The following is an 18830-nucleotide window of genomic DNA, read 5'->3' as shown; positions in this document are numbered from 1 at the left end:
AAAGACCGGCAAAATGCGCATTGAAGCAACACAAAAAATCGATGCGTGTGTTGGCGACACCCTTATCCTGCATGTAAAATCAGGGACGGCATTCATTTCATTCAGTTACGGCCCTGAACGAAATGCTCCTGCAAATCCTGCTGTCGATATATCCTTCATTTTCGCTGTATCCAATCGGGTCAAACCGAATTTTCGAACCAGGCAGGCAATAAACCCGATAGAACATTCATCAAGCCGACCCGTTACGCGAATTTATGGCGATCGTCGAGAACAAACACACAACAAACCGTCACGACTGCAGCTCCTTGCCGACGGAGAAGGCATCGCCGAGACGCGGACCAACGCCGTGGTATCCTCTCCGGGCGGTATCGTAAATGAGCGGCTGGATTTTCATGATGTCGAGGCGGCCGGCATCGTCGAACACTGCAGCATCGGCCTTGACGTCCATGATTTCGCCGATAAACTGCGTGTGCAGGCCGATTTCGATAACGTGCAGGAGCCTGCACTCCAGCACCACGGGAAACTCCTCCGCGTAGGGAGCGTCGACCAGCTCGCTTCTGACGGGGGTCAGCCCTGCAACGGCAAACTTGTCGGCGTCGCGTCCTGATGCGATCCCCACGTAATCGGCCTCGGCCATTCGCCCTTCGCAGGCGATGCCCACCGTAAAGGCTTTTCGCTCTACGATGCAGCTGTGAGAGTAGGTGGCCTTGCGCAGCGAAACTGCAACGCAGGGTGGTTTCGAACAGCAGATACCGCCCCAGGCCGCGTTCATCAGGTTGGGCTTGCCCGTCTGGTCGTAGGTGCCGACCATCAGCACAGGGGTCGGAAAAAGGAGCGTTTTGGCTCCGACAGATTTTTTCATATGTGTCATACCCGGATGGAAGTAACGAAGCTTTTTTTGTTCTCTTTTACATCTGCAGTTTTACCGTACAGGCACGGAGCGGACGGGTCGCGGGCGAAACGGAAGCGGAAATCTAAGGCGTTGCTGCTGTCCCGATGGTCGAAAGCCGATCGAGAAACGATACGGCGAAACTGCCGGTCCCCCGCGCCTCCCTGCCTGAACGTTCTCCCGCTTCGGCATAGACGGCCGAGGCTGCCGTGGCCGCCCTGAAAGCAGAGCCGGTTACCGGCAACAGTGCTGCAATAAAGGCTCCCAAGGTACAGCCCATCCCGGTGACCTTCGTCATCATCTCGTGACCTCCGGGAACGGAAATAACGGTACTGCCGTCCGTAATATAATCAGTTTCACCGCTGAGGGCGACAACAGCGCCCGAAACGGCAGCCAGTCGAACTGCGGCCGATAACGCCTGGGCTGACGAAACAGTGGCGTCAACGCCTTTCGCTCCGCCTGCCGCCCCTCCGAGAGCAAGTATTTCGGATGCGTTTCCCCGTATGACCGCAGGGCGAAACGCAATGAGCTCCTGCACGATACGCGTCCTGAACTCGAGTGCGCCGAACGCGACAGGGTCGAGAACCCATGGCGTATCTGTCTCGCGGGCTGCAGCAGCAGCCTTGAGCATCGCCTCTGCATCTCTTGTGGTGATAGTGCCGACATTGATCAGCAAGGCATCTGCAATCCGCACGAAATCCGCAACCTCCTCGACGGTTTCAACCATAGCGGGCGATGCTCCAACTGCAAGCAGCACATTCGCCGTAAAATTGGTTACAACGCCGTTGGTGATGCAATGGACCAGAGGTGCTTCCCTGCGCAGGCGGGCGAGATCTTCGCGAACTTCCGGATGGGACCATGTTATGCTTTCGGAAAACTTGTCTGACTCTCCTCTGGACATGGCTTTCAACGATTTTTCATGAACAAACTTGATCTGCATGCGGCTTTTGCCGGTAAGCGCCTTACATCTGCCGACCCGGACACACCGGTGTTCCTCCTATTTCCGCTTCTCGAAATAGCGCAGCTTCGAGGTTTCGAATCCGAGGGAATCGGCCTTGGCCACAAGACGCTTCAGCAGCAGTGGCTCCATTTCGGGCTGTCGGGCGAGAATCCAGAAAAGCTCCTTGTTGCGGCCGCACACGAGAGCCCACCCGTAGTTCTCCGTATCGAGAGCCAGAACGTTGTAGCTGGCATAGAAAGGGCCGAAAAACGATACCTTCAGCGCCCCTTTCGAAGGATCGCCCACGAAAGCGGCTTTTCCCCCGATGGACTTCCACTCCCCTTTTTTGCGATCGAACCCGCGGTTCACGACCTTCACGCCGCCGTCCTCCCGAAGCGAATACTCCGCCGAAACCTGCCCGAGGTCCTTCTCGAACCGGTTGTCGAGCCGGGCGATCTCGTACCAGGTACCGAGGTAACGTTCCAGCCGGAAGTCATCGACCACAGTCAGCCCCTGCGGCACGCCGGTGCAGCCGGCAAGCAGTATGAAGAAGAGCGATAACAGTTTTTTCATGGCGATTGGATTGGATTGGGTTACCTGCCGGGCGGAAGCTTGCCTCCGTATCCCGCATAAAGCACGTGCGCAGTATCGAAGCCAAGCTCCTCGGCCTCGGCCATAAGCCGTTTCAGCAGCTTTTTGTCCATGTGCGGCCGGCGGGAAATGATCCAGAACAGGGATCTGTCGCGTCCGCACACAAGTGCCCATGAGTAATTTTTTCTGTCGATATCCAAAATGTTGTAGCGGGAATAGAACGTGCCCAGAAAAGAGACCTTCAGCGAGCCTACGTTTCGCTCGCCGGCAAGCATCGCCCTTCCCTTTGTGGTGCGCCACCGCATGACTTTCAGGTCGTAGGCCCTGTTGATAACCGTAATGAACCCGTCCCCACTCACCGAATAGGTGGCCGACACCCGGTCGAGATTACGCTGGAATGTATTTTCCGTACGGGCGATCTCGTGCCATGTGCCGAGAAACCGTTCGGGCTGGAAATCATCGATGACCGAGGGAGGCGGCGGCGCTTCGGTGAATCCAGAAAAGAGAAGCACGAGAAACGGAAGAAAAAAACGCAATGACATGATCGAAATGGGTATTGGGGTGAACGGAATACATAAAACATACGAATCAGTAATCTATAATCTTCAACAGCTCACTGATTTTTCTTTTTTTTACTTCACGGCCTGTACCTGCGGCATCAGTCAAAGGCCACCGTTTTCTTTCCGTTCACCAGAATCCGGTGTTCGCTGTGCAGCCGCAGCGCACGAGCGAGCACGAGCCGTTCGAGATCGCGACCCTTGCGGATAAGATCGTCGAGCGTGTCCTTATGGCTGATCCTGACGATATCCTGCTCGATAATCGGCCCCTGATCAAGATCTTCGGTCACATAGTGGCTGGTTGCCCCGATAATCTTCACCCCGCGCTCGTAGGCCTGCCGGTAGGGGCTGCTGCCCACAAAGGCGGGAAGAAAGGAGTGGTGGATGTTGATGATCCTTGCCGGATAGCGTTCGACGAACTGCGGCGAGAGCACCTGCATGTAGCGGGCAAGCACCACGGTATCGATGTCATGACGTTCGAGCAGTTCCAGCTCCTCCCGCTCGGTCTCCATTTTCGAGGCGGCCGTTACCGGAACATGATGAAAAGGAATACCGTAACGCCGCGCAAGGGGTTCGAGATCGGCATGGTTCGATACGATCAGCGGAACATCAATGGCGAACTCCCCGATACTGTGTCGCCAGAGCAGCTCCTGCAGACAGTGGTCGTAGCGCGATACGAAAAGTGCGACGCGCATCTTCCTGTCTCCGAGCCGGATTTTCCAGGACGCGCCAAACTCCTTTGCAAGGGGGCTGAACGCTTCGTGGAGCTCGGCCGCCGGAATCGAGAAATTTGCGGTGCTCCACGAAACCCTGATAAAGAACATTTTTTCGACGGTATCGACATGCTCGTCGAGATCCAGAATGTTGCCGCCTCGCTCGTAAATGAAATGTGAAATGCGTGAAACAAGTCCCGCCCGGTCGGGGCAGGAGAGCAGCAGAATGGCTCCGGGTTCGGAAATGGTCATAAAACGGGTTGCATGGTAAAAAAAAGTCCTTCCAGGTCAAACTGGCGGAAGGTTATGAGTCAGATAAAATTTAATGTATTTTCACGAACAGTTGTACATCATGAAAAATTTCAACGTTCCGGATCCGGTCACCTTACACAGAGACATAGCAATACCAGGCATCATGACGATACGCAACTATTGGATATCAGCTTCCATAGTGATGCTTCTGGCGGGAATCCTGAGCTACTTTTATCTCGATATACCGGTAGCGCTCTGGTTCAACGGCCTGAAAACGACCGGCTTTTACCGCGTTTTCAAACTCATGACACGAATGGGAGAGTCGCAGTGGTATCTTGCCGCAGGCCTCCTCTCCTATCTGCTGCTGCGCAAAACGAAACCCGCCATATCGTCCTCGGGACTGCTGCTCTTCTCTTCAGTGGCACTCTCGGGGCTTGCTGCAGATCTCGTCAAGATAGTGCTCGGAAGGGCCCGGCCGAAGCTCTATTTCAGCGAAACGATCTTCGGCTTCGACCCGTTCCATCTCGAACATGCATGGATATCGTTCCCCTCCGGTCACTCCGCAACGGCCTTCAGTGTGGCTTCGACGCTCAGCATCCTCTTTCCGCAATACCGGATCGCCTTCTTCCTGTGGGCGGCGCTGATCGCCTTCAGCCGTGTGGCAACAACCCAGCACTACCTGAGCGACGTACTTGCCGGTTCGCTGCTCGGAGCAGCTTCCACGGCATTTCTCTACCATCGGTACTTCAAGACTCCATCCCATGCTCTCATCCCTTCGAAAATCCGGTAAACAGCAGCAGACGCTCCTGCTGGCGCTGCTTGTCGGCATCAGTTTTTTTGTCGGGCTCGGTTCGGCTCCGCTGTTCGACGTCGACGAAGGCGCTTTCAGCGAAGCCACCCGCGAAATGCTCGCCAGCGGCAACTACCTGACCACCTATCTGAACGGTCATCCCCGCTTCGACAAGCCGGTGCTGATCTACTGGCTCCAGCTGCTCAGCGTAAAAACCTTCGGTCTCAACGAGTTCGCCTTCCGCTTCCCCTCGGCCGCAGCATCGGCAATCTGGGCCGCTGCGCTTTACCGGTTCACCCGTAAGGAACTCGGCAGAGAGACGGCATTTCTGGCCACAATGTTCATGGTGCTCTCGCTCCAGGTAACCATTATCGCAAAAGCCGCAATCGCCGACGGACTGCTGAACTGCTGCCTTGCCGTCACCATGTTCGCCGTGTACACGCACTACAGAACCGGCTCGGCGACATCACGCCTTGTTGCCTTTGCCGCCGCCGGACTCGGGGTGCTGACCAAGGGACCGGTAGCCATCCTGATCCCCGGCGCGGTCTCCTTTCTCTTTTTCATGCAGCAGGGGCAGCTCAAAAACTGGTTCAGAACCGTGCTGAATCTCCGGGCGCTCCTGCTCTTCCTCTGCATCGTGATGCCCTGGTACACCCTCGAATACCTCGATCAGGGAATGGCGTTCGTCGAAGGGTTTCTCTTCAAACACAACGTCAACCGGTTCAGTTCATCCCTCGAAGGGCACTCAGGCTCTCTCTTCTACTACGTTCCCGTACTCCTGATCGGCCTGATGCCTTTTACAGGCATGCTGTTCACCACGCTCTTAAACCTGAAAAAACTGCTCAGCGAACCACTGAACCGTTTTCTTCTCATCTGGTTCGCCTTTGTCTTCGTCTTTTTTTCGCTCTCCGGCACCAAACTGCCGCACTACATGATCTACGGCTATACGCCGCTCTTCATCCTTATGGCAAGGCTCTTTGCAGAAACGAGGGCGCCACGCATCCAGGCGCTCTGGCCGGTTCTTTTCCTCCTGCTGTTCGCCGCGCTGCCGCTCCTCATCCCGATGGTCGCGCCCCGGATCGACGACCTCTACATTCTTGCCGTGCTCCGGAGCGCCCTCCGGCTCACCGGTACAAGCTATATGCTTATTCTCGCAGGGGCGGCCCTGCTGATTGCAGCACTGCAGTTCATCCCTGCCCTCTCCCCTCGCGGCCGGCTTGTCGCCGGAGGCCTTGTTTTCTGCCTCTGCATCAACTTCCACATCATGCCGCTCGTCGCCCGGCTGCTTCAGGAACCGGTCAAGGAAGCCGCCCTGCTCTCGAAAAGGGAAGGGTACAAAGTTGTCATGTGGAAAGTCTACTACCCCTCTTTTTTGCTATATTCCCTCTCTTTTGCTGAAAAAAGGGCGCCGGAAAAGGGAGAAATCGTACTGACGACCGTCAAATACCTTGAACGGCTCGAGAATCCGGAGCTGCTCTTCAGCAAGCACGGCATTGTGCTGGTAAAAAACAACGAAACGAGGCCCCGCCCATGAAGCTGTCGGTCGTCATACCGGTCATGAACGAAACGGAGAACATCCGGCCGCTTTTCCAGGCGCTCGAGGCGTCGCTCGGCTCCATCGATCACGAAATCATTCTTGTAGACGACGGCTCGACCGATGGAACCGTTGCCGCCATCGAAGCCTGCGCCCCGGCGCACTCCCGGCTGATTGTCCTGAACAAGAACTATGGACAGACAACCGCCATGGCGGCCGGCATCGAATATGCAGAGGGAGAACTGATCGCCACCATGGACGGAGACCTGCAGAACGACCCGGCGGATATTCCCTTGATGATGCGCTACCTCGAAGAGCAGGAACTCGATGTGGTTGCCGGACGTCGGGCTTCAAGAAAAGACGGCATGATGCTGCGCAAGATTCCGAGCGCCATCGCCAATGCCATGATCAGAACCCTCACCGACGTGCATATCCGCGATTACGGCTGCACCCTGAAGGTGTTCAGGAAGGATGTCGCCAAAAACCTCGGGCTGTACGGGGAACTGCACCGCTTCATCCCGGTGCTTGTGCAGCTTTACGGCGCACGGATGGCCGAAATGGATGTACGCCACCATCCGAGAAAGTACGGCAGTTCGAAATACGGTATCGGCAGAACCTCCAGGGTGCTCAGTGACCTGCTCTTCATGGTCTTTTTCCAGAAATACGGACAGAAACCCATGCACCTGTTCGGAACCCTCGGTTTCATCTCCTTTTTTCTGGGCATCGCCGTCAACCTCTACCTGCTCGCCCTGAAGATTCTGGGTCATGAGATCGGCGGACGTCCCCTGCTCTCGCTGGGCATCATTCTGACATTTATCGGCATACAGCTCATCACCAGCGGGTTTGTCGCCGAATTCATCATGCGCACCTATTACGAGTCGCAGAACAAGAAACCCTACATCATCAGAAAAATCGTTGACAAACCGTAAGCAAAACATATCGAAGCTACTCAAAACCCTTGTTCAGCTTCTGGTCACCGCCCTGACGCTCTATCTCGTTCTGACGAAAATCGACACGGCCAGGCTGCTGGAAATCATCCGGCGCGCGAACCCGTGGTATCTCTTTCTGGCACTCCTGTTTTTCAATATCTCGAAAATCATCAACGCGCTCAGGCTGAACCGTTTTTTCAGGGATATCGGCATCGAACTCTCGACGCTCTACAACCTGAAGCTCTACTACCTCGGGATGTTCTACAACCTTTTCCTTCCCGGGGGAATCGGAGGCGACGGCTACAAAATCTACATCCTTCAGAAAAACCACGGCATAAAAATGCTCAACGTTTTCCATGCCGTTTTCTGGGACCGCGTCTGCGGCATCATCGCCCTTGCCGTGCTCTCGCTCATCCTGCTGATACCCAGCAGCTTCGCCCAGAAACTTCCTGAACTGGTGCCCTACGCCTGGGCGGCGATGGCCCTCATCTATCCGGCGTCGTTTCTGCTCAACAGGCTCTTCTACAGGCAGTTCCTGCCAAGCTTTGCCGTTACGGCATGGGAATCGATGCTGATCCAGATCACCCAGGTCATCTCCGCGTTCTTCATCCTCAAGGCCATCGCCCCTACCCATCACGCCATCGATCATCTGGCGATCTTTCTCATATCGAGCATAGCCACCGTCCTGCCGATAACGGTTGGAGGGGCAGGAGCCAGGGAGGTAACCTTTTACTACCTGCTCGGCTATCTCTCACTCGATACCAGCACCGGCGTGGCGCTCTCGCTGATCTTTTTCGTCATATCGGCAATCTCGGCCCTTCCGGGCATTCTGGGCCGTACACGACACGAGAAAAGCGTCCTCCTGCCGGAAAACACCGGGGGGTGACCGCCCGGATCCGGAAACCTTGTCAGGCTAAAGGCCCGGTTGTGGAGGCGATCCATGAAAGATAGCCGGGAAGCCCTGCGGTGACGGGTATCCGGATGATTTCAGGAACGTCGTAGGGATGATACTCGCTGATGTACGATTCGAGAGCCGAATAGCGCTCTGCGGTTGTCTTGATCAGGAGCAGCATTTCGGCCTCGCGCTGCATCGCTCCCTCCCAGAGAAAAAAACTGCGGATGCCGGTCATCTGGATACAGGCAGCAAGCCGGTTGCCGAGAATCCCTTCCGCGAGCTGTTCGGCCTCCTCCCTTCCGGGTATGGTCGTGACGACCATGCAATACTCTTCATTCATGGCAATGTATCCTTGAAGGTTGCAGAAACTGCCTGATGCCGAAGCAGTCTACAGTTCGAGAAGCTTTTTCGTGAACCGCTGGAAAGGATGGGCTCCGTCGCTGCGAAGCAAAACGGTATCTTCGATGCGCACGCCGAGCCGGCCGGGAAGATAGATGCCCGGCTCGATGGTAAACACCATGTTTTCACCTAAAATCCTGCTGTTTTTCGAACTGATGCGCGGCTCTTCATGCACGTCGATGCCGACACCGTGGCCGAGACTGTGACCGAAGGCCTCGCCATATCCGCGCCGATCGATATAGCCCCGAACCGTTCCGTCAAGCTCGGCGGCGCTCATGCCGCATCGGGCAGTGGTGAGCCCGAGCTGCTGGGCATCGGCAACGATGCTGTAGATCGCCCGGTTTTCGGGGGAAACCCTGCCGAGAGCCACCGTGCGGGTCTGGTCGGAAGCGTACCCCTCCGAGACGCAGCCCATATCGATCACGATAAGCTCGCCAGGCCGGAAATGCGAGGCTGTCGGCTTTGCATGCGGCATGGCCGCCCGCGCTCCTGATGCCACTATAGGTTCGAACGAGTCTTTCTCGGCCCCGAGTTTTTTATGCTGGTAGGTGATTTCCGCGGCAATATCGAGTTCGGTCGCCTGCGTACCGATCAGCGGAAGAATCATCTCGAACACCTGCTCGCTGATCGACGCAGCGCGCTGCAGGTGCATCAGCTCGATACGGTTTTTCACCATTCTCAGGTCGTCGAAAAAAGAGACGAGCGGCACCGCAGCGGTCATGGGGTCGAGCCGGTCGCAAAGGCGCTGCGCTTCGTCCCACATCATGCTGTCGGACTGGATGCCGACAGCCGGTCCGAGCGGATAGGCGCCGGAAAAGAGCTCCGGGGCGAAGCCGTCTGAAGCGATGACCGTCTCGGCAATACCGACCTCTGTGGCTGCCTGCTCGCGGTAGCGGAAATCGGTAAAAAGAACAAGCCGCTCGGGAGTAACGAGCAGCCGTGCGTTGGAGCCGCTGAAACCGGAAAGCCACCTGATGACGGAAAGATCGGAAACGATCAACGCCCCGAGGTTCAGTGCCGCCATTTTTTCGCGGACCCTGACAAGGTCCGTTTCGCGGTATCCGTCAAGAAACTGATGATCCATGCTGTTTGTTCGACTGCGTGAAAAATACCGGGGCAACGGCCCGGACGCTTGCAATACGCTATATTCTTGTTATAATTTAGAATAGTGCTGTTTTTTTTTGCGCGCCGCCGCACGGGACACGGTACTGCTCCTGAACCGGCAACCCGGTCAAGGCCATTGACCATAGAGTTCTTCCTTTAGATTTATACATATTCACTCTCTTTGCCAACCATTTTTTTCATGGCCCACAAGGATTTTCTACACAAGCTGCTCTCCGGTGAACATTTCACGCAGGAAGAGATGACCCAGTGCATGAATGCCATCATGAACGGCGTTTTTCCCGATACGGTCATTGCCGCACTGCTGGCGCTGCTGGAACGCAAGGGAACGACCTCGACGGAAATCGCCGGGGCATACTACAGCCTCATCGCCAAGGCACAAGCCATCGATCTCTCCGAGGATGCCGTCGATACCTGCGGCACCGGGGGAGATCATGCCGGAACGTACAACATCTCGACCGTTGGCTCCATTATCGCCAACAGCGCCGGCGTACCGGTTGCCAAGCACGGAAACCGTTCGGTTACCAGCAGCTGCGGCAGCGCAGACGTGCTCGAGGAACTCGGGTTCCACGTAGACCTCCCGCCGGAAGCCACCAGAGAGCTCTTCGCCCGGACCGGATTTTCATTCCTCTTCGCACCACTCTACCACCCGTCCATGAAACGGGTTGCACAGATACGCAGGGATCTCGGCATACGAACGCTTTTCAACATGCTCGGCCCCCTCATCAATCCCGCCCGTTCGAAACGCCAGCTTGTCGGCGTCTACAGCAGCGATCTCATGGAGCTCTATACGGAGGTGCTTCTGCAGACCGGCACGAACCATGCCATGGTGGTGCACGCCCTGACCGGCGAAGGCTGCCCGCTCGACGAGCCGAGCCTCGACGGCCCCACATGGATCGTCGAGATCCAGAACGGCTATGTCTGTCGCCATACGGTCTACCCGGAGGATTTCGGGCTTCAGCGCCACCCGCTCTCAGCCATCAAGGGAGGCGACCGCAAGACGAATGCCGCCATCATCAGAAGCATTCTCGACGGCAGCGCTTCACCGGCACAGACCGATGCCGCACTCTTCACGTCGGCAATGGCCTGCTATATATCGGGAAACGCCCGCTGCATCGATGACGGGTTCGTCCTGTCCAGAGAGGTGCTCGAAAGCGGCGAAACCGAAAGAAAGTTCCGGGAGATTGTGAACCTAAATGCGGAACTTTCCGCCCGGAGCAGGGAAACCGTCAACTAAGCACTTACATTTTTTCCAAAAAACTTGTATTATTGATGCTTTCTTCTGCAGCTGAAGTGAGTTTTTAATTGTCATCATGAACGGAAACGACACCCTGCATCCTGATATCCAGCACAGCATCTCCGACAAACTGCGCATGTCGGGAGTGAGTGCCCCCCGGCAGAAAGCCATTCAGCAGGCGCTGGAAAATGTCAACAAACCGGGTTTCAGGATCGAGCCGTCGGCCATCATTCCGCTCATGAAACCCGTCACCTGGTTTCCCCCGATGTGGGCCTTCGCCTGCGGGGTCGTATCGACCGGAGAGGATCTGGCGTCGAACTGGTCGATCCTCCTGAGGGGCGTCATTCTTGCAGGTCCGCTCATGTGCGCGATGTCGCAGACCATGAACGACTATTTCGACCGGGAGGTGGACGCCATCAACGAGCCTGACCGCCCGATTCCGGCGGGCAAGATATCGAAATCGGCCAGCTGGCTCATCACCTTCGGACTCATTATCACGGGCTTCCTGGTCGCTCTTTCCATCCATCCCTACGTCGTCGCCATCGCCTTTGTCGGGGTGCTCATGTCGCACGCCTACTCCGGACCTCCGATCAGGGCGAAACGCAACGGCTGGTTCGGCAACCTCATCGTCGGACTCGCCTACGAGGGCGTGGCGTGGCTGACAGGAAGTTTCGCCATCACCCAGGGCGTACCCTCTTCGGAAACCATCGCTCTGGCCATCATTTTTTCACTCGGAGCGCATGGCATCATGACGCTCAACGACTTCAAATCGGTCGTCGGCGACAACATCCGGAAGGTAGCCTCCATTCCCGTGCAGCTTGGCGAAAAAAAGGCCGCCGTACTGGCCTCGGTGATCATGGACCTTGCCCAGGTCGCGGCAATCTCGATTCTCGTGGTCAAATCAGCATGGATAACGACCGCCCTTGCCGTGTTCCTGCTGATCGCCCAACTCCCGATGCAGAAAATCCTGATAGCGAACCCCAGGGAAAAGGCTGTATGGTACAACGCATTCGGCACCCTGCTGTATGTGCTGTCCATGATGGTGTGTGCGGCAGGCATCCGCCCATAACAGAATGGCAGAAACCAAAACAAGAGGTTTCAGGTTTTCTAAACTATTATTATATTCCGGTTCGTTTTTTTAACACCAATAGACTTGCACCATGTCCAAAGTTTGTGTCCTGACTGGAAAAAGACCGAAATATGGCAATAATGTTTCTCACGCCAACAACCACACCCGTACCCGTTTCGAGCCGAACCTGCATACAAAGAGAATCTGGATTGAAGAGGAAAAATGCTGGGTCAAGGTAAAGCTTTCCGCAAAAGCGATGAAAATCATCTCCAGAACCGGCACAGCAAAGCTCGCTGCGCTCCTGAAATAAGCGTCCTCCCGGCGGAGTACATCACAACAGCTTTTCCAAGGCTCAATCCCCAACCGGATTGAGCCTTTTTCAGTCTATGAAAAAAAGAATCATCATCTACACCGACGGGGCATGCAGCGGTAATCCCGGAAAAGGCGGCTGGGGGGCTCTCCTGATGTATGAGAGCCAGTGCCGGGAAATTTCCGGCTACGAGCGCGCCACCACCAACAACCGCATGGAGCTCACGGCAGCCATCGAAGGGCTCGAGGCCCTGAAGGAACCCTGCGTGGTAGACCTGTACAGCGATTCCGCCTATCTGGTCAATGCCCTGAATCAGGGGTGGCTGAAGCGCTGGACCGGGAACAACTGGCTCACGGCGGCAAAAAAAAGCGTCGAAAATATCGACCTGTGGAAAAAAATACTGAAGTTGGTTACATTGCACGAGGTTACCTTTCACAAAGTCAAAGGGCACAGCGACAACGTCTTCAACAACCGCTGCGACGAACTGGCCCGCCAGGCGATCAAAAACAACTCCTGACCTGTTGACCCATGCAGAGCAACGCCGGACCTGAAGAGACAGCACAGAAACGCTCCCTTAAAAAAGGCCCCGGGCTGCTCATCTCAATCAGCATTGTCAGCATGCTTCTCTTTCTGGGTGTTGTGCTCTGGGTGAACTGGGCCAAGCCCCGCATCGAGCCTGAACCGCTGAACCGCGATATCGGAAGCCTGGTGGACCGCATTCCGGGAAAATCGGATGCGCTGATCTACCTCGGCATGAAGGATATCCGCAGCAGTTCCTTCTGGCGGAAGGTCATGCCGGACTCCATGAAAAAGGCCCCGATCATCAGAATGGGAGGGAAAATCGACAGCCTCATGAACAGCCGCGGCATCGTCATGTCGGAAGACCTGGATACCCTTCTTCTGAGTTTCCGCCGCGCCGGTTTTAAAAAGAACGATTTCATAGCCGTGGCCTCGGGAAACTTTTCCAGCAAGCTCCCCGAATCCTTTCTGAAACTGAACAGCCGGGAAAGCGCACCGGCGGAAGGCCGCAACTGTTACGCCCTCGACCGGAATTTCTGGGTCTGCCCACTCGGCCCGCGAAGGATCGCGGTTGCCAGCAGCAGGGAGATGCTCGAAGGTTTTTTAAAGCCTTCCGGCAGCTTTTTCCAGCGGGACTCGCTCTCTGCGGTACTGATCGACAAGGCTGTCTACAAATCGCATCTCTGGTTTGCCCTCCCCTCCCCGGAATGGACGAACAGCGCGCTGCAGAGCCTCACTTCGGCTAACAGCGACATGAAGGGGGTGGGAAATCTGAACCGTATCCTCCATCTCGCCCTGTCGGCGAAATTCAACGACGGCATCGAAGCCGAAACCGAATGGGTCTACCGGACGCGCCGGGCGGCATTTTTCGCATCGACTTTCCTCTGGGGAGCAGCCAGGCTCTCGGGCCTTTCCGAGTCGAGAACAAGCCATCAGACCAGAGAACTGCTCGACCGGGTCAGCATTCAGCAGAATCTCGAATCGGTCATCATCCATACCGATCTTCCGGAAAGCATTTTCAGGAAAACCGGCAACGAACGCTGAGTACCGGTTCAGGGAGACGACTGGAGAAAACAGAGGCGGTTCCCTTTCCACGCTACGACCAGACTGCCGCTGACGACGATTTTCCTGCCCGGCTGCGAGTTCAGCAGTGAAACGAGACGCTGCAGCATGGCGGCATCGGCCGTTGCTCCCGATTCCTGAAGCGCCCTTTTGAAAATCTCTTTCTGCTCGAAAACGGAGAGCTTCTTCAGCTCCCGGGCATCGAGCCAGCCCTGCCGAAAAGAAAGCCCAGGTCTGGATATTGTCAGCCGCTCGAAATACGCTTCAAGAAACGCCTGAAGCTCTCCGGCCTGCTCCGAAAGCCGCTGCAGGGAAGGAAGCAGCTTGTGGGGGAAACGCTCCTCGACAAGCGGAATAACCCTGTTGCGGATGAAGTTCCGGTCGTAATCGATGCCGAAGTTGCTGTCGTCGGTTCGGAAAGGGATCGATTTTTCGTTAAGGTAATCGAGAATCTCGCCCTTGCCGAGAAGCAGCAGGGGGCGTATCACCCTGCCATGCATTGCCCTGATGCCTTTAAGACCGAGCAGCGACGTACCACGGAAAAGATTGAACAGCATGGTTTCGGCATTGTCGCTGACATGGTGGCCGGTTGCGATCTTCGTCATGCCGTGCTCTTCGAGAAGCGAAGAAAACCATTCATAGCGCAGCTCCCTTGCGGTCTCTTCAAGTGATTTCTTCCCCGCCGCCGAGGCCGCCGCCGTATCGAAACGCACGCTGAAGCACTCCACCCCCCTGATGGCGCACTGCTCCCTGACGAAGCCTTCATCACCCAGGCTCTCCTCCCCTCGAAGCTGAAAGTTGCAGTGAGCCGCGCTGATCCGGCAAGGAACGACAGGAGCCACGGCACAGAGCAGGCAGAGCAGAGCCATGGAGTCGGGACCACCCGAAACTGCGGCAAGCACATGATCCCCTTCAGCGACAAGCTGACGGTCGCGCAGCTGCTGCAGAAATTTTTTTTCGAGACGGTTCAAGGCATTTTCCGCTTTTCAATCGTTGCAAAGACTAACTAAAATGTATTTTTTCCTCCGTATTACCATAGGAGGCCGTCATTAACCGTCGTAAAGGGTATCTTCAGACCCTGCGACAAACCGGAAAATAACACCGGAGGTTAACGCCGACACTGCGTAACCGTGTCCATCATCCTGATCAGACGAACCATGTTCACTCCCTGGGGTTACCCGACCATTCTGAAAACCGGCCTCGTCGCACTTTTTGTTTCGGGAGCGGCGGCCTTTTTTGCCCTGCCCTTTCTTCCGGCAGCACTGCTTTTCTCTTCATCTCTCCTGCTTTTCACGCTTTACTTTTTCCGGGACCCGAAAAGGAAGCCGCCGGATGAAAAAAGCGCCATCGTCGCCCCTGCCGACGGCAAGGTACTTCTGATCCGGCCGGTCGTCAACAGCTTTACCGGTCCTTCATCGACGCTGGTGAGCATCTTCATGTCGCCGCTGAACGTGCATGTAAACCGCATCCCTCTGGACGGAACGGTCACGCACCTCAGCTATCATCCGGGAACCTTCATGATGGCGTTCGATCACCGCAGCCTGGAGAGCAATGAAAAAATGGAGATCGGCATCGAAAACGGCGAAATGAAGGTGCTCTTCAGCCAGGTATCGGGTTTCATGGCACGGCGCATAGTCTGCATGCTGAATCAGGGCGATCGTGTGATACGGGGAGAACGCTTCGGCATGATCAGGTTCGGCTCAAGGGTCGATATCGTTCTTCCGGCCCATGCCGAGGTAACCGTCACGAAGGGAGAGCGGACAAGGGCCGGAGAAACGGTAATCGCGCGCATCTGAGGCTCAGGCTGCCCGGTTCCGGGCCCGAAAAAGTTTGGTTTCGGATGGAGTATTGATTATATAAATACCAAGTAATATACTTTTCAACGTTTTAATTCGCGGAGAGAGAGATCATGTTCGGATTAGGCGGTCAGGAACTCATACTTATTCTCTTGATCATACTGCTTCTGTTCGGCGCCAAAAAGCTGCCCGAACTTGCTCGCGGCCTTGGAAAAGGCATGAAGGAGTTCAAAAAAGCCCAGACTGAAATAGAGGATGAGTTCAACAAGGTTGTGGAAGAACCACCAAAGAAAACTCCGGAAAACTCTACAGAATCGAAATCGTGAACCTGCGTGCTCACCTGAAAAAGCCCTCCCTGAAGGGCTTTTTCAGCTTCTTTTATTCAACCTGTTTTAGCCTTATCTTTCCTGCAGTTATCTCCAACCAGGAATACGGCTCATGCTCAGCAGCCTGTACATCAGAAATCTTGCCCTGATAAGGGAACTCACCGTCGAGTTCACAAAAGGGCTGACCATCATTACCGGTGAAACCGGTGCGGGAAAATCCATGCTTGTCGGAGCGTTGAGCCTGGTGCTTGGAGAACGCGCCAGCAGCGACATTGTCCGATCCGGCGAAAACAAGGCGGTCATCGAAGCGGTGCTCTCCGGTCCCCTTCCTGAAAGGCTGCGCCCCCTTCTGGAAGAGGCTGGAATAGAAAACGCTCCCGAGACCCTGCTGCGCAGGGACATTTCCGCCTCGGGACAGTCGCGCTGCTTCATCAACGACACCCCCTGCACGGCGGGGCTGCTGAAACAGGCCGGCCTTCTGCTCATCGATCTGCACGGTCAGCACGACCATCAGCTGCTGCTCAATGCCGCATCTCATGAGGGAATGCTCGACGCTTTCGCCCGAAGCGCGCAGGAAAGCTCGGCCTACCGGGATGCGTATTCGAGCATCGCAACGCTTTCCGGACGGCAGAAACAGCTCGAGGAACGCGCCAGGGAGTTCAGGGAGAGAAAAGAGATGATGGAGTTCCAGTTCAACGAACTCGACACCCTCGAACTCAAAGAGGGCGAAGAGGAGGAGCTGGAAAACGAAATAACGCTGCTTGAAAATGCCGAAACGCTCTTCGGGCTCGGCTCGGAGCTGGGCATTCTGCTTTACGAAGAGGAGCGCTCCGCCTATACGTCCCTCTCCTCGGCCCGCCACATTCTGGAGAAGCTCGCCGCAATCGACAAACGCTTCGAAAGCAGGCTCGAAGAGGCCCGTTCAGCCGAAAGCATGGTCGAGGAGCTCTACCGCTTCGTAAACCGTTACACGGCAGCCGTCGAGTTCAACGTCGACCGGCTCGACACTCTCAGGGGACGCCAGCTTCTGCTCCAGCGGACGCGCAAGAAATACGGACGGAGCGTTGCCGAGCTGATTGCCTGGCGAGACGAGCTCTCCCTTGGCCTCGGCTTCGAAGAGTCTCTTACCGAAGAGCGCAACCGGCTCGACACGGAGATGCTCCTTCAGCGCCGCAAACTTTCCGAAGCCGCGGCTGCGCTCTCGCAGAAGCGCAGGATTGCCGCCGCGAAGCTCGACGAAACACTCGAACGGGAGCTGTCGATGCTCGGTATCGCCGGAGCGCGGTTCCGGACGGCGTTCAGCCCGGAAAAGGACCCTCTGGGCGACATTACCATCGGAAATGAACGCTTCAGGGCCTTCGGCAACGGACACGAAAAAATCGAATTCCTGATTTCGGCCAACACCGGAGAAGCGTTGAAACCGCTGGCAAAAGCCGCATCAGGAGGCGAAATCTCACGGGTGATGCTCGCCCTGAAAAGCGCCCTTGCCGAATCGGCCGCGCTTCCGATTCTCGTATTCGATGAAATCGATACCGGCATCAGCGGCACGACGGCCCATGCCGTTGCCGCCAGCCTGAAGAGGCTGTCGCGTCTGCACCAGATCGTCGCCATCACCCATCTTCCGCAGATCGCCGCCATGGCCGACACCCATCTCTCGATAGGCAAAACGACCGAGAACGGAAGGACCTCTGCCGTTGTGGTGCCGCTCGATGCCGAAGGCCATATCCGGGCCGTCGCCGGACTCATCAGCGGACGGAACATTTCCGACTCCTCGCTCAGACTTGCCGGAGAACTGGTGGCAGGCGCAAAATCCGTCTGACCGGGATTCTTCCGGTAACGCCCGAGCCTCCCTCGCCCGGCATTCCATGCAGCCGGAGGGATACCGCTCCGGAAACGGAAATCATGAATAGCAGGTTTTTCAAGGCACCTTTTAGAAAAAAAGGAAAGTTTGCCTTATTATGCGTACCATAACCGAATACCATTTAACAAGGTTTTTTTACCCTTATGTCCACACGACTCATTTCAGGCTCCGCCGTTGCCCTCGTCACACCGTTCAGGCTGGACGGGTCTCCGGATACCGATGCATTGAAAAGACTTGTACGGTTTCATATCGAGGCCGGAACCGATATCATCATCCCCTGCGGAACAACCGGAGAATCGCCGACACTCTCCGAAAAGGAGCAGACGCTTGTCATCACCACGGTGAAAGAAGAGGCTGGAGATCGGATCATGGTTGCCGCCGGAGCCGGAACCAACGCCACCGATCATGCCGTCCGGCTGGCGAAAAATGCGGAGCAGGCAGGCGCCTCCGCTATCCTGTCGGTTTCGCCCTACTACAACAAGACCTCCCAGGAGGGCATATACCAGCACTACCGCTGTATTGCCGAAGCGGTCTCCGTTCCGGTCATCATCTACAACGTTCCCGGCAGGACCGCCTGCAACGTTGCGGCATCGACCATACTCAGGCTTGCCCGGGATTTTGGCAACATCGCCGCAGTCAAGGAGGCTTCGGACAATATCGCCCAGATTACCGAACTGCTCGAGGAGAGACCCGAGCACTTCTCGGTACTGACCGGAGAGGACATGCTGATTCTTCCATTCATGGCCATGGGCGGGGACGGCGTGATTTCCGTAGCGGCGAACCAGGTGCCGACGGCCGTAAAGCAGCTGGTTGAAGCTGCACGCGCCGGCCGACTCGAAGAGGCCCGTGCCATCAACAGCCGGTACCACCGTCTCTTCAGACTGAACTTCGTTGAAAGCAACCCCGTGCCGGTAAAATATGCGCTGGCGCTGATGGGCATGATCGAGGAGGTCTACCGGCTGCCGCTGGTGCCTCTGGCCGACGGGAACAAACTCCTCCTGAAAGAGGAACTGCAATCCCTCGGACTCCTCTGAAACAC

At 56.2% G+C, this 18830-nt stretch carries 21 protein-coding genes; 13 read left to right on the top strand and 8 right to left on the bottom strand.

From position 1 onward, the window contains the following. Positions 1–289: 289 nt before the first annotated feature. From WBP50_RS02965 to purU, 5 genes are all read right to left on the bottom strand, one after another. Positions 290–862 carry a flavin reductase family protein gene (locus tag WBP50_RS02965; protein ID WP_423931570.1) on the bottom strand — a complete coding sequence of 191 codons (573 nt, stop codon included), beginning with the start codon at positions 860–862 and terminating at the stop codon, positions 290–292. 112 nt (positions 863–974) lie between these two features. Further along, positions 975–1790, bottom strand: coding sequence for a hydroxyethylthiazole kinase (gene thiM / locus WBP50_RS02960; protein ID WP_423931573.1), 816 nt, complete (start codon positions 1788–1790; stop codon positions 975–977). A 96-nt stretch (positions 1791–1886) separates the two neighbouring features. Beyond that, positions 1887–2402, bottom strand: coding sequence for a lipocalin family protein (locus tag WBP50_RS02955; RefSeq protein ID WP_423931569.1), 516 nt, complete (start codon positions 2400–2402; stop codon positions 1887–1889). Positions 2403–2422: 20 nt separating this feature from the next. After that, positions 2423–2962, bottom strand: a complete 540-nt coding sequence (locus tag WBP50_RS02950; RefSeq protein ID WP_423931568.1) for a lipocalin family protein — start codon at positions 2960–2962, stop codon at positions 2423–2425. Positions 2963–3078: 116 nt separating this feature from the next. Beyond that, complete coding sequence (purU, locus tag WBP50_RS02945) at positions 3079–3942, bottom strand: formyltetrahydrofolate deformylase (RefSeq protein WP_423931567.1); 864 nt, start codon at positions 3940–3942, stop codon at positions 3079–3081. Positions 3943–4042: 100 nt separating this feature from the next. Between purU and WBP50_RS02940 the strand changes: the two genes are divergently transcribed. Genes WBP50_RS02940 through WBP50_RS02925 form a run of 4 tightly spaced genes read left to right on the top strand, consistent with a single transcriptional unit; the run spans position 4043 to position 8081 of the window. Beyond that, entirely contained in the window at positions 4043–4732 is a 690-nt protein-coding gene (locus tag WBP50_RS02940; protein ID WP_423931566.1) for a phosphatase PAP2 family protein, read from the top strand. Continuing rightward, positions 4704–6266: an ArnT family glycosyltransferase gene (locus tag WBP50_RS02935; RefSeq protein WP_423931565.1), complete on the top strand. Its 1563-nt coding sequence runs from the start codon at positions 4704–4706 to the stop codon at positions 6264–6266. The genes WBP50_RS02940 and WBP50_RS02935 overlap by 29 nt, the downstream gene beginning before the upstream one ends. Beyond that, complete coding sequence (locus WBP50_RS02930; RefSeq protein WP_423931564.1) at positions 6263–7195, top strand: glycosyltransferase family 2 protein; 933 nt, start codon at positions 6263–6265, stop codon at positions 7193–7195. The genes WBP50_RS02935 and WBP50_RS02930 overlap by 4 nt, the downstream gene beginning before the upstream one ends. After that, positions 7182–8081: a lysylphosphatidylglycerol synthase transmembrane domain-containing protein gene (locus WBP50_RS02925; protein WP_423931563.1), complete on the top strand. Its 900-nt coding sequence runs from the start codon at positions 7182–7184 to the stop codon at positions 8079–8081. Before WBP50_RS02930 ends, WBP50_RS02925 begins: the two co-directional genes overlap by 14 nt. A 22-nt stretch (positions 8082–8103) precedes the next feature. Here WBP50_RS02925 and cutA read toward each other — a convergent pair whose 3' ends face one another. Together cutA and WBP50_RS02915 are read right to left on the bottom strand one after the other, a co-directional pair. Continuing rightward, positions 8104–8430, bottom strand: a complete 327-nt coding sequence (gene cutA / locus WBP50_RS02920) for a divalent-cation tolerance protein CutA (RefSeq protein ID WP_423931562.1) — start codon at positions 8428–8430, stop codon at positions 8104–8106. Positions 8431–8478: 48 nt separating this feature from the next. Continuing rightward, a complete protein-coding gene (locus WBP50_RS02915) occupies positions 8479–9573 on the bottom strand; it encodes a M24 family metallopeptidase (protein WP_423931561.1) in 1095 nt (364 codons plus the stop codon). Between the two features lie 219 nt (positions 9574–9792). On the opposite strand from WBP50_RS02915, the gene trpD reads away from it, so the two are divergent. From trpD to WBP50_RS02890, 5 genes are all read left to right on the top strand, one after another. Further along, positions 9793–10848, top strand: coding sequence for an anthranilate phosphoribosyltransferase (gene trpD, locus WBP50_RS02910; protein WP_423931560.1), 1056 nt, complete (start codon positions 9793–9795; stop codon positions 10846–10848). Positions 10849–10924: 76 nt separating this feature from the next. Continuing rightward, positions 10925–11917: a chlorophyll synthase ChlG gene (gene chlG / locus WBP50_RS02905; protein WP_423931559.1), complete on the top strand. Its 993-nt coding sequence runs from the start codon at positions 10925–10927 to the stop codon at positions 11915–11917. Positions 11918–12008: 91 nt separating this feature from the next. Further along, the gene (rpmB, locus tag WBP50_RS02900; RefSeq protein ID WP_292003998.1) at positions 12009–12227 is read left to right on the top strand and encodes a 50S ribosomal protein L28; all 219 of its coding nucleotides are present in this window, start codon (positions 12009–12011) and stop codon (positions 12225–12227) included. A 76-nt stretch (positions 12228–12303) separates the two neighbouring features. Then, a complete protein-coding gene (gene rnhA / locus WBP50_RS02895; RefSeq protein ID WP_423931558.1) occupies positions 12304–12744 on the top strand; it encodes a ribonuclease HI in 441 nt (146 codons plus the stop codon). A gap of 11 nt (positions 12745–12755) precedes the next feature. Continuing rightward, positions 12756–13790, top strand: coding sequence for a hypothetical protein (locus tag WBP50_RS02890; protein WP_423931557.1), 1035 nt, complete (start codon positions 12756–12758; stop codon positions 13788–13790). An 8-nt stretch (positions 13791–13798) separates the two neighbouring features. On the opposite strand, the gene tilS is transcribed toward WBP50_RS02890, so the two are convergent. Further along, positions 13799–14779, bottom strand: coding sequence for a tRNA lysidine(34) synthetase TilS (gene tilS / locus WBP50_RS02885; protein WP_423931556.1), 981 nt, complete (start codon positions 14777–14779; stop codon positions 13799–13801). A gap of 186 nt (positions 14780–14965) precedes the next feature. Here tilS and WBP50_RS02880 point away from each other — a divergent pair, with 186 nt between their 5' ends. From WBP50_RS02880 to dapA, 4 genes are all read left to right on the top strand, one after another. Then, positions 14966–15604 carry a phosphatidylserine decarboxylase gene (locus tag WBP50_RS02880; protein WP_423931572.1) on the top strand — a complete coding sequence of 213 codons (639 nt, stop codon included), beginning with the start codon at positions 14966–14968 and terminating at the stop codon, positions 15602–15604. A gap of 113 nt (positions 15605–15717) precedes the next feature. After that, entirely contained in the window at positions 15718–15930 is a 213-nt protein-coding gene (locus WBP50_RS02875) for a Sec-independent protein translocase subunit TatA/TatB (RefSeq protein WP_423931555.1), read from the top strand. 112 nt (positions 15931–16042) lie between these two features. Beyond that, positions 16043–17749, top strand: coding sequence for a DNA repair protein RecN (gene recN, locus WBP50_RS02870; protein ID WP_423931554.1), 1707 nt, complete (start codon positions 16043–16045; stop codon positions 17747–17749). A gap of 185 nt (positions 17750–17934) precedes the next feature. Then, positions 17935–18825 (top strand): 4-hydroxy-tetrahydrodipicolinate synthase, encoded by an 891-nt coding sequence (dapA, locus tag WBP50_RS02865; RefSeq protein WP_423931553.1) that lies wholly within the window; start codon positions 17935–17937, stop codon positions 18823–18825. Positions 18826–18830: the final 5 nt, after the last annotated feature.

Origin of the sequence: Chlorobium sp., assembly GCF_049593655.1 — a bacterium.
In the GTDB taxonomy this organism is placed as follows: Bacteria; Bacteroidota; Chlorobiia; order Chlorobiales; family Chlorobiaceae; genus Chlorobium.
Note: the sequence above shows the minus strand (reverse complement) of the source record. Positions and strands in the feature narration are given on the sequence as shown.

Excerpts from the sequence above, each read along its gene's own strand:
- WBP50_RS02965 (WP_423931570.1), bottom strand. The coding sequence starts at position 862 with ATGAAAAAATCTGTCGGAGCCAAAACGCTCCTTTTTCCGACCCCTGTG.
- thiM (WP_423931573.1), bottom strand. The coding sequence starts at position 1,790 with ATGTCCAGAGGAGAGTCAGACAAGTTTTCCGAAAGCATAACATGGTCC.
- WBP50_RS02955 (WP_423931569.1), bottom strand. The coding sequence starts at position 2,402 with ATGAAAAAACTGTTATCGCTCTTCTTCATACTGCTTGCCGGCTGCACC.
- WBP50_RS02950 (WP_423931568.1), bottom strand. The coding sequence starts at position 2,962 with ATGTCATTGCGTTTTTTTCTTCCGTTTCTCGTGCTTCTCTTTTCTGGA.
- purU (WP_423931567.1), bottom strand. The coding sequence starts at position 3,942 with ATGACCATTTCCGAACCCGGAGCCATTCTGCTGCTCTCCTGCCCCGAC.
- WBP50_RS02940 (WP_423931566.1), top strand. The coding sequence starts at position 4,043 with ATGAAAAATTTCAACGTTCCGGATCCGGTCACCTTACACAGAGACATA.
- WBP50_RS02935 (WP_423931565.1), top strand. The coding sequence starts at position 4,704 with ATGCTCTCATCCCTTCGAAAATCCGGTAAACAGCAGCAGACGCTCCTG.
- WBP50_RS02930 (WP_423931564.1), top strand. The coding sequence starts at position 6,263 with ATGAAGCTGTCGGTCGTCATACCGGTCATGAACGAAACGGAGAACATC.
- cutA (WP_423931562.1), bottom strand. The coding sequence starts at position 8,430 with ATGAATGAAGAGTATTGCATGGTCGTCACGACCATACCCGGAAGGGAG.
- WBP50_RS02915 (WP_423931561.1), bottom strand. The coding sequence starts at position 9,573 with ATGGATCATCAGTTTCTTGACGGATACCGCGAAACGGACCTTGTCAGG.
- trpD (WP_423931560.1), top strand. The coding sequence starts at position 9,793 with ATGGCCCACAAGGATTTTCTACACAAGCTGCTCTCCGGTGAACATTTC.
- chlG (WP_423931559.1), top strand. The coding sequence starts at position 10,925 with ATGAACGGAAACGACACCCTGCATCCTGATATCCAGCACAGCATCTCC.
- rpmB (WP_292003998.1), top strand. The coding sequence starts at position 12,009 with ATGTCCAAAGTTTGTGTCCTGACTGGAAAAAGACCGAAATATGGCAAT.
- rnhA (WP_423931558.1), top strand. The coding sequence starts at position 12,304 with ATGAAAAAAAGAATCATCATCTACACCGACGGGGCATGCAGCGGTAAT.
- WBP50_RS02890 (WP_423931557.1), top strand. The coding sequence starts at position 12,756 with ATGCAGAGCAACGCCGGACCTGAAGAGACAGCACAGAAACGCTCCCTT.
- WBP50_RS02880 (WP_423931572.1), top strand. The coding sequence starts at position 14,966 with ATGTTCACTCCCTGGGGTTACCCGACCATTCTGAAAACCGGCCTCGTC.
- WBP50_RS02875 (WP_423931555.1), top strand. The coding sequence starts at position 15,718 with ATGTTCGGATTAGGCGGTCAGGAACTCATACTTATTCTCTTGATCATA.
- recN (WP_423931554.1), top strand. The coding sequence starts at position 16,043 with ATGCTCAGCAGCCTGTACATCAGAAATCTTGCCCTGATAAGGGAACTC.
- dapA (WP_423931553.1), top strand. The coding sequence starts at position 17,935 with ATGTCCACACGACTCATTTCAGGCTCCGCCGTTGCCCTCGTCACACCG.